This is a genomic window from Acetobacter sp., assembly GCF_052102375.1.
Taxonomy (GTDB): Bacteria; Pseudomonadota; Alphaproteobacteria; order Acetobacterales; family Acetobacteraceae; genus Acetobacter.
Genome location: NZ_JBQDXI010000001.1, coordinates 68,050 through 83,190 on the forward strand (window position 1 = coordinate 68,050; position 15,141 = coordinate 83,190).

A 15,141-nucleotide genomic window follows, 5' to 3' on the forward strand; every position below is an offset into this window, starting at 1 on the left:
TAGGCATTATTGCCTCATGGCACGTTTTGGTCTGTCTCCCCACTCATCTCTGCACCGGGCTTGTGTCGGTTTAGTGCGGTCTTATTTACACTTTGCGCTGCGTACGACACGCTGGACATTCTATATAACCCCAGAGGCGTTCCCCCTTCTTATAGGCCGAAATGGCACAAATGGGATTATGGCGTTCTGGCATGAAATTTTGCCAGCCACACCTGTGCTTTGTTTGTGGGCTAAGGCTGTCTCTCCCGGTTTACGTGTGAAAGTTCTGATAAGCCGCAACCGGGATGGGCGGATGATTGCCGATATCATTGCGCCATGGGGCATTGGTACCATTGCGGGATCTTCGGATACACGTGGTAAAAATAAAGGCGGCGCTGCGGCTTTCCGTCAAATGCGCAAAGCCTTGCTGGCTGGGGAGCAGGTTGTCATTACGCCTGACGGTCCACGCGGGCCTAGACGTGTGGCGCAGCCAGGAATGGCAGCCCTTGCTGGTGCCGTGCGCAAACCTGTTGTCCCTGTTGGTGCTTATTACTCAGGTTTACAGTTAAATTCATGGGACAAGATGGTCATTCCGCTTCCCTTCGGTAAGGGGCGATTTGTATGCGGAAACCCGATTGATATTGAAAAAAATACTCCGGACGGCACAGCACTTTTGGCAGAAACGCTGACAAAGCAAATGCAGGCTGCGGCCGAGAGTCCTGATACGACGAGTGGTGCCAATCACGTATTCAAGTGGGGAATGCCGGCACAAAGCCCTGCCCCTTCAAAAGTTTGGGCATGCGTGGCCACTCTTATAGCACCATCCCTACCCTTTTTATTGCGTTCCCGCCAACGTCAGGGGAAGGAGATACCCGAGAGAGTTCGTGAAAAAATGGGGTTCGCGTCATGTAAGCGGCCTCAGGGCAAACTCGTCTGGTTTCATGCTGCCAGTGTTGGTGAGGTTCTGTCCATTTTGCCACTTATTGCAGGTTGGTTAGAAAAAGACGCAGGCAGTACTGCGCTGGTGACGACAGGGTCTGTGACTGGCGCGCGCATTGTGGCCCAGCATCAAGTTAATCACGATGTGAATACGCGCATAATTCATCAGTTTGTGCCGCTTGATGTTCCCCGTTGGGGTAAACGGTTTCTGGAATACTGGTGTCCTCACGCCGCTGTTTTTACGGAAAGCGAACTCTGGCCTAATCTTATTGGCCAGTGTCGTGCAAACCAAATTCCTGTTGCCTTGGTGAATGGTAGAATGTCGGCCTCCTCTTTCAAGGCGTGGCAGAAAGCACCCGGTATAGCAAAGCGGCTCATGGCGTCTTTCAGTTGGATCGCGCCCCGTTCTGAAGCTGATGCGGGCCATTTCAAAGCCTTGGGCTGCAATAGTTTGGAGCCCACAGGGGATATCAAGGCATATGCGCAGCCTTTGCCTGTCGATGAGCAAAGTTTAAAAACGCTACAGAGGCATATTGGTCAGCGGCCGGTTTTTCTGGCAGCCTCCACGCATGTGGGGGAAGACGAAACCATAATACAGGCGGCAGCTCTGGCGCGTAAAAAAGTACCTGACTTGCTCACACTCATCGTGCCACGGCACCCAGAGCGCGGTGCTGAGATTTCTGAGCTTGCGTCAGGTGCTCCAAGGCGCTCTTTGGATAAGTTACCAGAGTATTCAGAACCGGTATGGGTTTGTGACACATTGGGAGAACTAGGGCTGTTTTATACGCTCGCCAATTGTACTTTTATAGGGAACAGCTTGCCGTCAGCGCAGAATGGTGGCGGTGGACACAATCCTTTTGAACCAATCAGGCTGGGGTGTGTTGCCTCCACCGGACCATGTACACACAATTTTTCCGAAATTTTCGACAAGTTGGAAAGCGTAGTGTCGGTTCTCACTACAAAAAATGACATTGCAGAGTGGGTTGTATCTCAGGTGGCAGAGCCTGACAGAAGCGCAGCGCAGGTTAAACATGCACAGGACATTATCCAACAACACTCCAATCACTTGGATAGTCTGGCAAACAAAATCATGATGCTTGGCGCGCCATGAGTATGCCTCCCCGTTTTTGGCTTCGGCCAGAGGCGCGTTTTCTTCCCGTGTTGTTAAGCCCTCTTGCTAAAGTGGTTGCCGGCTGCGCTGCCAGACGTCAGAAAGCTCTGGGATGGTTAGCGCCTGTTCCAGTACTGTGTTGCGGCAACCTGACAACCGGCGGGACTGGCAAGACCACAGTTGTGTTGGATCTTATGGCAAGGCTTCAGGCGCAAGGCATCAAAGTGCATGCTCTGACACGTGGCTACAAAGGTACCTTGAAGGGGCCAGTCAGAGTGACATCCGACCATACTGCTCAGGATGTGGGAGATGAAGCACTCCTTCTGGCTCATCAGGGCCCAACATGGGTAGGCGGAGACCGCGCAGCAACCGCCCAAGCGGCAGTTAAGTCAGGCGCTCAATGCCTGATTATGGATGACGGTTTTCAGAATTCCACGTTACGCAAAACGCTTTCATTGCTTGTTGTGGATGGCGCTGTCGGACTGGGCAATGGATATGTCATGCCTGCTGGGCCTTTGCGCGAGGAGATAACCGCCGGATTGAAGCGTGCCTCAGCAGTGCTGGTCATTGGTGAAGATCAGACAGATTTTCTGGAACGTTATGCAGAATATCTGCCCCCCAAGGCTGTTTACACTGCGCGTCTTGAAACTACGGTAACAGACTTGCTCCCTAATAAAGCTGGTCCTTATATTGCGTTTGCTGGTCTGGGGCGGCCGAGTAAGTTCTTTGATGGCTTGAGGGGGGGCGGGATTCAGCTTTTAAGGGCGATAGCGTTTCCGGACCACTATCGTTATCAGTCAAAGGATATGAAATCCCTACTTTCTTTCGCTGAAATTCAGAATGCGGAGTTGGTGACAACCCCAAAGGATGCTGTTCGCCTGCCAAGCTGGTTCAGGCAACGCGTGAAGGTCGTTAATGTGGCTTTGCAATGGGATGATCCGTCTGCGCCAGAAAAATTGCTTCACACTCTTATGAGCAAAGCCAGAACATGACACAGTCCATTATAAAATGGCCCATGCGTGTTGAGGCGTTTGCCGCCCGAGCGTTACTTGGTTTTTTCAAGCGCTTAGGCCCTGTTAAAGCGTCAAATCTCGGTGGACGCTTCTGCAGTATGGTAGGCCCTCTCTTACCGGTCTCCAACACGGCTGATCGTAACCTGCAAATAGCCCTTCCTCACCTGACACGCGTCGAGCGCCGATCTATTGTGAAGGGAGTATGGGAAAACCTTGGGCGTACGGTAGGCGAATTGCCGCATCTGGCGGATTTACAGGAAAACACGCCAAACGGTCCGGGTTTTGAAGTGCATGGCGCCAAGCATCTGCGCGATCAGGTGGAGCGGGGCGGTCCAGTTCTTTTCCTTTCCGGGCATATAGGCAATTGGGAAATGCTTCCCCCCGCTGTTGCCCGTCATGGTGCCCCGTTTGCGTCTTTCTATCGGGCTGCGGCTAATCCGTTGATTGATGCCATGATTAGACATCTGCGGGATGATGCCATGGCACCAACGCCAATGCCGCTTTTTGCGAAGGGAGCAAGGGGCGCACGGGAGGCCTTATCTTATGTGGCCAAAGGTGGCCGATTAGGTATGCTTGTTGACCAGAAAATGAATGACGGTGTGGAAGCGAGGTTTTTTGGCCTCCCCGCCATGACAGCCCCTGCCCTTGCTGCTATGGCACTAAAATATCGGTGTGCGGTTATCCCCGGGCATGTTGAGCGTTTGGGGCCAGCTCGTTTGCGTATTATAGTGGAGCCGCCTCTTATTTTGCCACAAACGGGGAACAAGCAGCAGGACATGGGACAGCTTGTTCAGATGGTAAATGACCAACTGGAACTGTGGATCAGACAAAAACCAGAAAGCTGGTTGTGGCTCCATAAAAGATGGCCCAAGTCTTTCTATAAAAGCGATAAGTAACACTGTACTCCACTGAAGTTCATGCAGAACGGTTTGCGCCTTTATAAACGCTGAGTGTCGCCTTTGGGCCGCCTTGTGACTATGGTAGCGACATTCTGAATGTGATCTGAGTATTGGAGCAAGCCGCATGTCATCTCACAGTTCTGCTATCGCCTATCGTCTGGAAGCAGCACGGTCTGTAGTGCGGGATGCCGGACAACTTGCCATGGCCATGCGTCCGGCTCCCGGCGGCCCGGCAGGCACACAAAAATCTGCACAGGATTGGCTGACAGAAACTGACGGTGCTGTTGAAGCTTTCATAGCAGACCGTATGAAAACGCTTTTTCCTGAAGATGGTTTTCAGGGGGAAGAAGGCGGCGTAGCGCGGGATGGTCAGCTACGTTGGGTTGTTGACCCCATTGATGGAACATCCAATTACGCTCGTGGCCGAAACAGGTGGTGTGTGTCTCTTGGTCTTTTGGATGGAGACAGGCCTGTTGCAGGCGTCATAGAAGCTCCTGCGCTCGGTGAAGTTTATACCGCTCATGTTGGTCATGGGGCTTTTCTTAATGGCAAACGTATTCAGGTATCCCCCGTTAAAGAGCCAGCCAGCGCCATGATTGAAATGGGGTGGAGCAACAGAGTGCCCCGTGAAGTCTTTATGGAAAAAATGGATGCCATTATGCGGCTTGGTGCCATGCCACGCTCTGGTGGGTCTGGTGCATTGGCTCTCGCGGATGTTGCCTGTGGTCGGCTGGATGGCTACATCGAAATTGTTATTAACCTCTGGGATGTGGCTGCAGCCCTCCCCTTGCTTGCAGAGGTAGGGGCGAGTGTATCGCCTTTTCTGGCAAATGGCGGACTGACGGGGCCAGCAACTATTCTGGCAGCGAACCCACATATTGCAGAGGCGCTTTCTGCAGCGGTATCCATTCCGTTGAAGTAAACGTTTTTTCCGGGGCAACTGATCGTTGCCATTCTCTCATCATAAAGTTCTGTTTTGTTCTTACTTTGCCGCTCGGCTTATAGGGAGACCCAACCATGCGGTCGATTTACCGCTTTACTTCGTGTTCTCTTGCTCTAGGGGTGGCTGCAACCCTTTTGTGCACACCACAAAGTGCCAAGGCTGCTGACAGCGGGCAGACGCTTGTTGATAAAGCAGCGCTCACCGTACAGGACATGTTTGTGGGGGCAACCGCGACAAGCAATGTCGCCGTTAATCTAGCCAAGGCGCGGGCGGTCATGGTGTGTCCATCTATCTTTCGGATGTCCATAGTGTTTGGTGGCGCTGGTGGTGGGTGTGTATTATTGGCCCGTGATGCACGTGGTTCATGGTCAGACCCTGCGTTTTATACGCTGAGCACGGCGTCCTTTGGTATCCAGTTGGGTGTGGAAAGCTCATCTGCCATGTTCTTTGTTATGACAGATCGTGGTTTGCAGGCCCTGTTGGATAGTCAGTTCCAGTTTGGGGCTAATGCAGGTGTATCTTTTGCAACCTTGAGCAGCAGTGTGGAACGTGGAAATGCCGGAGCTAGGAACACGGACATTCTGGTTGCACAGAAAGCGCAGGGCTTGTTTGCCGGTGCCGCATTGGGTGGCACGAAGCTGACGGTTAATAGCGATATTAACCGCAAATATTATTCGCAGACTGTTGGCCCGGAAGAAATTGTAGTGACAATGCGGGTTAATAATCCGGGGGCTGACCCGCTCAGAAGCGTACTCATGCGTTACAGTAAGTTATCCGGTTCAACGGCCACCCCATCGCGTTCTAGCACGACAAGTGCGTCCATTCCGGCGGCTGATACGGTGCCTGATTATCAAGGCACAGCAACGACCAATGCTGTGCAGCATGAAAGCCTGGCACCCCTAACACCCTCCACGGGGAAACGGTAATCTGTAGAAAAGGAAGAGCATTCCTGCTCTTCCTTTTGACTTACTTCTCGCTAGAATTTTGTTGAGCTTTGCGAAAATCTGAAACGTTTTTATTATGGTCGCCCAACGTTTTAGAGAATTTGTGACCACCCTTCCCGTCTGCAACAAAGTACAGAACATCGCCTTCTGCTGGATGTGCGGCCGCCGTGAGAGCACTGAGGCTTGGTGCGCATATAGGTCCTGGAGGTAAGCCCGCATACATATATGTGTTGTACGGGTTTGGGGTGTGTAAGTCTGAATGCGTTAAGGGACGATCTAACGGGGCTCCCCCGTTTGTCAGAGCATAGATAACGGTCGGGTCCGTTTGTAGCTTCATCCCGCTCTGAAGGCGGTTAAGAAACACACGCGCAACGAGTGGCCGCTCATCAGGGAGTGCTGTTTCTTTTTCTATTAATGAGGCCAAGGTAACGAGTGCGTGCGAGTCAGGAATTTCAGGTGACGCTGCTCTTTCTTGCCAAATTTTTGCGACAGCCTGCTGCATGGCTGATTGCGTACGTGTAAGAAAGTCGGCACGCGATGTATTACGTACATAGCTGTAGGTTTCCGGCATAACACTTCCCTCAGGAATGTGAGGGAGCGCACCGGTGAGCAGATCGTCCTCGTTTATGAGAGCTTCAATCTGTGCAGCAGACAACCCTTCAGGAATTGTCAGCTTATGCATGACCGGCTTGCCGTGGCGCAGCACAGCGAGAGCTTGTTTGATAGAAACATGAGCTGGGAAATGAAGTTCTGCTGCATGGAGTTGACCATCTTTTCTGGTCAGACCAATGGCAAGCAACGCAAAGCGTTCTGCGTAATACCCTTTTGGAAGGACGTTGGCGTCCTGCAAAGTGTGAATCGTACTGAGATAGTTTCCGTGAGGTACAACTACGTCAGCAGGGGCCGAAAGTGGACCGGCTTTTGTATAGTCGGTCCACAATTTCAAGCTTGCGCTCCCTGCCCCCAGAAAGAGGACAAGAAGCATAAAAAAGAGTGTCTTGCGCATAGCCTCTATTTATTCCTTCATAAGAAGGAATAAAAGATTTTATCAGATGCCGCGCACAAGAAGGCTGGCGTTTGTACCACCAAACCCAAAGCTGTTGGAAAGTGCGACATTGATTTTACGCTGCTGGGCTGTATGCGCCACGCGATCAATCACACTTTCACGAGATGGGTTGTCAAGGTTCAATGTAGGTGGTGCTACGTTGTCCCGAATGGCGAGCATGCAGAACATGGCTTCAACAGCACCGGCAGCGCCGAGCAGATGCCCGGTAGCAGATTTTGTAGAAGACATGGCCAGTTTCTTGGCATCATCTGCAAAGAGACGTTCCACAGCTTCCAATTCAAGGTCATCAGCCATGGTGGATGTGCCATGTGCGTTGACATAGTCAATCTCGGCAGGCGTCAGCCCCGCACTTTTCAGTGCAGCACCCATAGCGCGATACGCACCATAATGGCCTTCTGCGGGTGCTGTGATGTGGTAGGCATCACCGGACATACCGTAGCCGACAATTTCAGCATAAATTTTGGCACCGCGGGCTTTTGCGTGTTCGTACTCTTCCAGCACGACCACGCCAGCACCTTCACCCATAACAAAGCCGTCACGGTCTTTGTCCCACGGGCGGGAGGCTTTACCGGGTGTCTCATTAAAGCCGGTAGAGAGCGCACGCGCTGAGCAGAAGCCGGCAATACCCAATGGGCACACTGTTGCTTCTGCGCCGCCAGCAACCATTACGTCTGCATCGCCAAACATAATCAGGCGGGCAGCATCACCAATGGCATGCACGCCGGTAGCGCAGGCGGTTACCACAGAGTGATTGGGTCCCTGAAAGCCATATTTGATTGATACATGCCCGGAGACAAGATTAATCAGGGCAGACGGGATAAAGAACGGCGAGAGACGCTTGGCCCGGCCTTCATGTACGGTAATGGAGGCATCATAAATGGTCTGAAGACCACCAATGCCTGAGCCGATCATGACGCCTGTTGCGCATTTATCCTCTTCAGTTTGGGGCTTCCAACCGGAATCCTCAACTGCTTCGGTTGCGGCAACCAGCCCCATGTGGATGAAGCGGTCCATCTTGCGTTGATCTTTGACCGGCACCCAGTCAGAAAGCGTGAGCTTTCCTTCAGTCTTTGGGCCTTCTGGAACCTGTCCTGCTACCTGAGCAGGCAGATCACTCGGATCAAAGTGTGTAATTCGGCCAATCCCGCTTTCACCAGCGATCAGACGTGACCATACGTTTTCGACACCGAGGCCAAGCGGCCCCACCATGCCCATACCGGTGACGACAACGCGTCTCCGGCCCGAATTTGCTCCGGCCGACTGCAACAAACCAGCCCGCTCCCCGCTCTATGAGTCTGTTTGGTCCCTCAGGAACGAGGGACCCGATAAAACTAACCTACAGGCATAAAGCCTGATTAGGCAGCTTTCTGCTTTTCGATGTAGTCGATCGCGTCTTTGACGGTTGCGATTTTTTCGGCTGCATCTTCCGGAATTTCTACGTTGAAAGCTTCTTCAAAAGCCATCACGAGTTCCACGGTGTCGAGGCTGTCTGCGCCCAGATCGTCGATGAACGACGCTTCCGGTGTGACTTTGCTTTCTTCAACGCCGAGATGCTCGACGACAATTTTCTTAACCTTATCAGCGATTTCGCTCATCTGTCTCTGCTTCCTGTATGCCCGGTAAAAAGAGGGGCAAGTTATCTAGGCGCTCCATTCGCCAGCGTTCTTGGTGCAGGCATGAAATGAGCTATCAGCTCTTGTACATGCAACAAGACTGTGGGCGCATAGCACGTTTTTTTAGTCCAAGCCAACACCAGCCGCCCATGGATATGTCATACGCGGCCGGATCGAGGCTTGTGATGCAGTTTATCTGCCACATCTGCAAGTATTTTGCACGACCTGTTGTGCTTTATCGGACCGTAACCGGTCAGATCATAGCCATACCGCCATTAACGTGTAGTGTTGAACCGGTCACCCATCCCGCTTCATCAGAGCAGAGATACAGGACAGCGGCGGCAATATCTTCTGGCTTGCCAAGGCGACCCAGAGGAATTTGGCTTTGCAGCTTTTCTTTCTGGGCGTCGGGGAGCACGTCTGTCATGGGTGTGACAATAAAGCCCGGTGCAACAACATTTACCGTCACGCCGCGTGAGCCTGCTTCCTGAGCCAGAGACTTGCTCATACCAACCATGCCAGCCTTGGCTGCTGAATAGTTAGCCTGCCCAGCGTTGCCCGTAGCACCAACAACGGAGGCAATATTAACGATACGGCCAGCACGACGACGCAGCATACCTTTTAGCGCTGCGCGGCAGAGCCTGAACGGGGATGAGAGGTCAACATTCAAAACCTGATCCCAGTCTTCGTCCTTCATGCGCAGAGCAAGCATGTCGCGTGTCAGGCCAGCGTTATTGACAAGAATATCAACCGGGGTACCGGCTTTTTCTTCTGCTTTTGCAATAAGAGCATCAGCTTCTGCCGGGTTGGAGAGGTTGGCGACAACGTAATCGACGCGTTCTCCGCCTAGAGCCTTTACTTGCTCCTGAAGTGCGTTTTCACGCGTACCTGAGAGAACGACATGAGCGCCCTGAGCGTGCAGGGTTGCTGCAATTGCTCCGCCAATACCGCCTGAAGCTCCGGTAACTAGAGCGACCTTACCATCAAGTTTGAACATAATGATGAATCCAGATGATTTTATAGAGTTTTCAGAAAGGCTTCGATATCTGCCGGAGTGTTGATGGAAAGCGTTGCCACTTCACCGTCAATCCGTTTGACAAGGCCGGATAGTACTTTCCCTGCGCCTATTTCAACGAAGGTATCCACGCCCATGCCAGACATGGCCTGCACACTTTCGCGCCAGCGTACGCGACCAGTGATCTGGCGTGTCAGGTTTAACCGAATCGCATCGGCGTCCGTTTCTTTCTCGGCGGTTACGTTCGCAATAACGGGCACGATGGGTGCTGCAATATCTGCCTTTTCCAGCGCCTCAGCCATGATATCCTCGGCCGGACGCATCAGAGAGCAGTGGAACGGTGCAGATACCGGAAGCTTGAGCGCCCGTTTGATCTTCATCTCTTTTGCAAGCGCAATGGCTTGATCAATTGCGTCCATCTTGCCTGAAATGACGATCTGGCCGCCGCCATTATCATTGGCTATCTCTAGCACGCTTCCTTTGCCTGCCGTGGCACAGATTTCTTCAACCTGAGCAAGGGTGCCGCCAATTATGGCGGCCATACCACCTTCGCCAGCTGGCACGGCTTTCTGCATAGCCTGCCCGCGTAAGCGTAGCAGCCGCGCAGCTTCTGTAATGCCGAAGGAGCGACCGGCAGCAAGGGCTGCATATTCACCAAGGGAATGGCCAGCAAGCAGTGTTGCCTTTGCGCCTAGATCAAGGCCTCCATCCGTTTCGAGTACACGCAGCACTGCCATGGAAACGGCCATCAGGGCTGGCTGAGCGTTCTCTGTGCTGGTTAATGTATCAAGTGGTCCTTCAAAAATAATTTTTGAAAGATGCTCGCCAAGAGCGTCGTCAACTTCTTGAAACACAGCACGGGCTGCCGGGAATGCCTGAGCGAGGTCTGCTCCCATACCAACGGACTGACTGCCTTGTCCGGGGAAAACAAAAGCGTAAACTGCCATTTTACCTACTGTTTCTAAAAGTTTTAGCACGAGGTTACGCCCGTACTATCAAAAACTGCTGGAATTAAAGTGTTAAGCAGACACATGTCCGGTGGGAGCTGTCAGAGTGTCTGAAGCGCTTGGCGAGTGCATGTGTCACAGTGTTCACCCGCATAAGAGCGGAATAAATTCCAGCAAGGAGGCGCAAAAGATACGCTGCCCTGCTCTAGCGCACAATACGCCAGATAAGCACGAGCAGCCCATCCCATAGGCTGGCGATGGCTTCGTGACCTACAATAAGCACGTTGCAGAAAATGTTCCGCGAAGGAAATGTGGAAAAAGGATAGGGAATTTTTTCAGGCACCCACCCTGCAAGTCGTAACAGCAAGGCACAACGCGGAATATGGTAGGTGCTGGTGCAAAAATAAATGGGCGAGTTCTTGTCGTGTCCGATTTGCCGCAGGACAACGAAGCAAGCTTTAATAGATGCGACTGTATCTGACGCGGTAGGCTCCAGAAGAATATTTTTGCTTTCCACTCCGGCTTGATGGAGGAGGTCGGCCATAACAGAGGCTTCTGTCTGGCCATTTTTTGGCACACCACCCGTAACAAGATAGATGGGCTGAGCAAAATTCTGGCCGAAAGACACAGCAGCGTTTACCCGATTACGTAACGAAGGGCTGGGTGTTCCGTTCGCTTTAAGTGCCGCACCAAAAATAAGAATGATACTGGAATTTTCCGTCTGACGCTGAATGGCCCCCTCCCCGTTTTACGCTGGAGATTGTAGGAGGACGCGGTTCAGTTGTTCTAGGGTAGAAAAAGTTTCTTTCCAGATACCCCAGAATTTGTCCTTTGGAACGCCCCTGCTGCACAGAATATCAGCCAGTTCTCCTACCGTACGACTCCCATCTATAAGAGGCAAAAGGCCTCGGGCCTGCGCTGGTAGCGGAATGGGCACAACCAAAGTACCAAAGGAAAACGGTAGTGTGTGGTTGGGCAGCATTTGTTTGGCCAACTCTATACCCGGTATCTCGCGCATTACGGGAATTGCGGCTTCGTCCATGAAGTCTGGTGGTGTTTGAGCCTCACCTTTTCTGACCACGTAAGCGACATGTGTGGCCATATTGCCCGTTAAGGACTCTGCAATTGCTGCTTTTTCCTTCCAGTCCAATACATCCAGTCGTGCGCGGAGTTTGGGGTCTGGGAGAAAAAGAGATGGATTGTAGCGTGCTGGTTCCATTAGGCACGACGCCTCCAGTCCAGCAGCATCCAGCAGTTCCAAAAAGTCAGCTACAGTGTAGGCGCGATCTCGTGGATTGAGGAGTAGGTCGTAAAGGCCTGCGTCCCCGCCACTTAGATGATCACCAAAATTACCATTCATGCGGAGCCAGGCTGTGGCAGGGAGTGTCCGCATGACACGTTTTGCAATATCCAGCCGCGAGGTTGGAGAGTCTTCCAGCGGTGCTAAATGCTGAAGAGCTTCCTGCACCATATAAACACCAGTTCGTCCGTATGGGGCGTAGACCATGAGGCCCATGCCGCCACCAAGCGCAAGGTGTTTTGCAAGATCACGCAACGTTGCCAAGGGATCTGGCAAGTGGTGCAGCACACCGCAACAATCAATATAGTCAAATGAGCCAAGGTTAAGCGCTGCCAGATTATTCAGTGAGCCCTCAACATACTGAATATTTGTCAGATTACGGACCTCTGCCCGCTCTTTCACAATGGAAAGAGCCTTTGACGAGCGATCAAGGCAGATGACCTCGCCTGCGCGTTCTGATCGGGCCATATGCGTGGCCAGCATAATCGCGCCATCACCCGTACCGCATCCAGCAATAAGAACCCGTAAAGGCAAATGTCTTGGCCGTTTGGCTTTAAACACCCAGTAGTCTATCTCACGCAAATGGCTTGGGCTGCCTATCAGCAGCCGTTTGCTTTCGTCCTGAGGGGTGCGTTCAGGATACGGGAAAGTTTCGTACTGGGCTGCAAGGCCAGCATCGTGCTGGTCAAGCTCAGATGATGGAGACATGCTGGGAGCCTTACTCAGATGCGTGTCAACGAGGGAGTAGTTTGCCGCGCTGCCAGGACTCAGCAGCATCGTCTGCACTTAGTCCTTCTGCGCGCATGGCATAGTCCATAGCGCTAATCACTTTAGTGCTGAGCATGAGTTCATCCAACTCATCATACAAGTCCCGATCCATCTCATCTGCTAGACCGGGTCGGAGGAGGATGTGTGCAGTCATTTCCTGCCCCAGTGCTTCCTTCGGGTCTTGCAAGATGCGGAATCCTCCCTGATGAAAAAGGTAGCAAGGTTGTGCCAGCACAGTCAGAACGAGCTGCTCTTTTGCAAGTGATGCACTAAAAGTCGCTAAAGCTTCCTCGTCAGGAAGGGCGCGTAGAGTGAAACCTGCGTCTTTTAGAGCGTAAGCAGAAAACATTGCTTCTGCATGGTGAAGCAGAGATTCCGGTACTACAACGTCACGTGATAGTTCTGAGCCAGCCTGCGCTAAGCTAGATAGAGATGTCAGGGTAGCATTGTGTTCTTGGGAAAGGCAGCAGCTTACACTGGGGTTAAACAGAACACCGAGTGATGTAACGCCAGACGCAAGAAAAGCTGCGTCTTCTGGTAGCCATGCAGAAACGTAAAGATCAACTTCTCCGCCGCTTAGCATGTCACGTAGAGTGTTTTTGGGGCCAATCGTGATTTCTGGCTCAACGTCATTCGCTTCAAGAACGCGTATAATTGCCGCAGCGGTTGCCTCGTGAATGGTAGTATCTGGATGGGCAATTGTAAGTGTCGTCATCTTTTCTTCCTAACCGGCAAGGCTGCGCAATATGAAGCCCTTGCAGCAGGAGATAGACGAAGATGCAATCCCAGAAATGCATAATAGCTGCGCAGAGGAGGCAGCTATTAGGGGAAAACACAGCCTGCTGGGAAAGGCATTTAGGCTGTGAAGCAATGCTATAAGGCTGCGTTGGCCCCGGCGTGTCCTGTTTGGTGAAGTGATATGTTAAGCGGCCACAATTTTACCGGGAAGTGGCAGCACCGGGCGCACCATGTTCAGCGCGTCAGCAAAAGAGGCGAAGAGACCGAGCTGATTTTCGCGGATAGCATCCATAACCACCCACTTATTGCCGCGGGAATAAATTTTATATGCGGGATCTGCCGTTTCGCGCACCCAGATCACAACATATTCGGAAGACAAGCCAGATTGACGCTCTGGAGTTGAAAAAACGTCTGCATCGCACACTCCCATGGGGTGCCCGGCTTCAACCCAACGAGACAGATATTCCCGGTGGCGAGACAGGAGTTCCATCTGGAACGGAATGATCTTGCAGGTCGGCAGTGCTTCGTTCAGGTGGGGCATCGGGTCTTCCATTCCCTTCAGACATCAGAGGGGCTCTCTGGTGTTGACTGTAAAATGGTCATTTCCCGTATGCCAAGACGCAATGGTCGTTTTAAGCCTCAGAAAGAGGCACAAACTTTACCAAGTTGCTAAAAAAACACAAAAACAGGCTTTTGTGTGAAAATATATGCCTGTTTTTTGTGCAATTGAATAATTTTTGGACTGTTCAACCTTAGAACTTTGCTGAAACCATGAGCGACCCGTAATTGAAGAGGCCAGATTTTGCGCCTTTGAATTGCTGAGTCTGCCAAACCTGACTGTAGGAAACGCGTAGACCGTAGAACATAATGGCAAGGCCTGCATGGATTTCACCTACGTCCCACCGCTTATCAACGTGCAGGGAGTTGGTCCGCATTGTGTTGCCTTGCAGGGTGGCATCGTAGCCGACGGCCTGACCAGTCACACCACCAAACAGATACCAGGCGAATGGGCGGGTTGCTTTATAAGCGTCCGTGCCATCTGTGCCTGCTGCGTTAATGGTGGGGGTGCCGAAATCACTGTTCAGTCCCTGCCCTATGCGGATCATGTCGCCGATGCGGCCATAAATCTGGTAGTCACCAGCTGCTGCGGCAACAGATGGCAGCATGTCCATTTCAATACCGGCTACGTTGACCAGTGGCAGACGCCATGTGCGGCCACCCTGGACCTGAAAGATGGGCTGGTTCTGCAACTGGTGGCTCCAGCCCAGATTCTTGGTGTCACCAATAGCGCCGTGGAAGCCGTTTTGAAGTTGCCGCCCCAGTGCTGCTGGGCCCATAACACCAACCTGAATGCCCAGAACACTGCGTGACAGGTCTGTATCGTTAATCAAGTTGATCGTGCCGAGCAGTACGCCGGCATAGGGACGGTCACGCAAAAGGCTCGATTTCTGAGGGCCTGGCCCCCATGGGCTGGCTGACTGTGTATCCCTCGGGGTGAAAATCATCTGCTGCAAGCCCATGCTTATGCGCTGTACGCCTTCGCCCCATATGGCTTTATTAATGGCAGCAATAGGCGTTGGCAGGGTGTCTGTTCCAGATGTCCAGTTCAGGCGCAGGCCGCTTGTATAGTATTGATCTGAGGTGCTTTTTAAGGTTGAGACCGCGTCATTTTCGCCTTGAAGGGTCCATGTGCCCTGCTTGTCTTGCAGTGGGGTTGCGTGCGCAGTTGAAAGTGCCACACAGAATCCTCCCGTCACGAGAAGAGCTCTGGCAGTCTTGTGCCGAACGCGTGGTGAGGTAACGACAGCAGACATATTTATCCTCTCATTCTGCAACGGGCAGGTTCGGGCTTTTCTTTACTGGAAC

15 protein-coding genes are annotated in these 15,141 nt (G+C 52.3%); 5 read left to right on the top strand and 10 right to left on the bottom strand.

Annotation, left to right across the window (positions count from 1 at the left end; translation table 11 throughout):
- Nucleotides 1-16: 16 nt before the first annotated feature.
- The 5 genes from ACTIDN_RS00415 (at nucleotide 17) to ACTIDN_RS00435 (ending at nucleotide 5,810) form a co-directional block, all read left to right on the top strand.
- A complete protein-coding gene (locus ACTIDN_RS00415; RefSeq protein WP_441375599.1) occupies nucleotides 17-2,029 on the top strand; it encodes a glycosyltransferase N-terminal domain-containing protein in 2,013 nt (670 codons plus the stop codon).
- Between the two features lie 2 nt (nucleotides 2,030-2,031).
- Complete coding sequence (lpxK, locus tag ACTIDN_RS00420) at nucleotides 2,032-3,021, top strand: tetraacyldisaccharide 4'-kinase (protein ID WP_441375687.1); 990 nt, start codon at nucleotides 2,032-2,034, stop codon at nucleotides 3,019-3,021.
- Nucleotides 3,018-3,938 (top strand): lysophospholipid acyltransferase family protein, encoded by a 921-nt coding sequence (locus ACTIDN_RS00425; RefSeq protein WP_441375600.1) that lies wholly within the window; start codon nucleotides 3,018-3,020, stop codon nucleotides 3,936-3,938. The genes lpxK and ACTIDN_RS00425 overlap by 4 nt, the downstream gene beginning before the upstream one ends.
- A 127-nt stretch (nucleotides 3,939-4,065) precedes the next feature.
- Entirely contained in the window at nucleotides 4,066-4,863 is a 798-nt protein-coding gene (locus ACTIDN_RS00430; protein ID WP_441375601.1) for an inositol monophosphatase family protein, read from the top strand.
- A 95-nt stretch (nucleotides 4,864-4,958) separates the two neighbouring features.
- Nucleotides 4,959-5,810, top strand: a complete 852-nt coding sequence (locus ACTIDN_RS00435; RefSeq protein WP_415507399.1) for a lipid-binding SYLF domain-containing protein — start codon at nucleotides 4,959-4,961, stop codon at nucleotides 5,808-5,810.
- Nucleotides 5,811-5,850: 40 nt separating this feature from the next.
- Here ACTIDN_RS00435 and mltG read toward each other — a convergent pair whose 3' ends face one another.
- The 10 genes from mltG to ACTIDN_RS00485 form a co-directional block, all read right to left on the bottom strand.
- Nucleotides 5,851-6,834: an endolytic transglycosylase MltG gene (mltG, locus tag ACTIDN_RS00440; RefSeq protein WP_441375602.1), complete on the bottom strand. Its 984-nt coding sequence runs from the start codon at nucleotides 6,832-6,834 to the stop codon at nucleotides 5,851-5,853.
- Nucleotides 6,835-6,876: 42 nt separating this feature from the next.
- On the bottom strand, nucleotides 6,877-8,163 hold the full coding sequence (fabF, locus tag ACTIDN_RS00445) for a beta-ketoacyl-ACP synthase II (protein ID WP_415507397.1): 1,287 nt from the start codon (nucleotides 8,161-8,163) through the stop codon (nucleotides 6,877-6,879).
- Nucleotides 8,164-8,249: 86 nt separating this feature from the next.
- Nucleotides 8,250-8,489, bottom strand: a complete 240-nt coding sequence (locus tag ACTIDN_RS00450; protein ID WP_006557907.1) for an acyl carrier protein — start codon at nucleotides 8,487-8,489, stop codon at nucleotides 8,250-8,252.
- Between the two features lie 271 nt (nucleotides 8,490-8,760).
- Nucleotides 8,761-9,504, bottom strand: a complete 744-nt coding sequence (gene fabG, locus ACTIDN_RS00455; protein WP_441375603.1) for a 3-oxoacyl-[acyl-carrier-protein] reductase — start codon at nucleotides 9,502-9,504, stop codon at nucleotides 8,761-8,763.
- A 20-nt stretch (nucleotides 9,505-9,524) separates the two neighbouring features.
- Entirely contained in the window at nucleotides 9,525-10,469 is a 945-nt protein-coding gene (gene fabD / locus ACTIDN_RS00460; RefSeq protein WP_048839271.1) for an ACP S-malonyltransferase, read from the bottom strand.
- Nucleotides 10,470-10,674: 205 nt separating this feature from the next.
- Nucleotides 10,675-11,202, bottom strand: a complete 528-nt coding sequence (locus ACTIDN_RS00465) for a YdcF family protein (protein WP_441375688.1) — start codon at nucleotides 11,200-11,202, stop codon at nucleotides 10,675-10,677.
- Nucleotides 11,203-11,217: 15 nt separating this feature from the next.
- On the bottom strand, nucleotides 11,218-12,477 hold the full coding sequence (locus ACTIDN_RS00470; protein WP_441375604.1) for a class I SAM-dependent methyltransferase: 1,260 nt from the start codon (nucleotides 12,475-12,477) through the stop codon (nucleotides 11,218-11,220).
- A 25-nt stretch (nucleotides 12,478-12,502) separates the two neighbouring features.
- Entirely contained in the window at nucleotides 12,503-13,252 is a 750-nt protein-coding gene (locus ACTIDN_RS00475) for a glycine betaine ABC transporter substrate-binding protein (protein ID WP_441375605.1), read from the bottom strand.
- A 207-nt stretch (nucleotides 13,253-13,459) separates the two neighbouring features.
- Complete coding sequence (locus ACTIDN_RS00480) at nucleotides 13,460-13,816, bottom strand: hypothetical protein (RefSeq protein WP_441375606.1); 357 nt, start codon at nucleotides 13,814-13,816, stop codon at nucleotides 13,460-13,462.
- A 211-nt stretch (nucleotides 13,817-14,027) separates the two neighbouring features.
- Nucleotides 14,028-15,089 (bottom strand): lipid A deacylase LpxR family protein, encoded by a 1,062-nt coding sequence (locus ACTIDN_RS00485; RefSeq protein ID WP_441375607.1) that lies wholly within the window; start codon nucleotides 15,087-15,089, stop codon nucleotides 14,028-14,030.
- Nucleotides 15,090-15,141 lie beyond the last annotated feature (52 nt).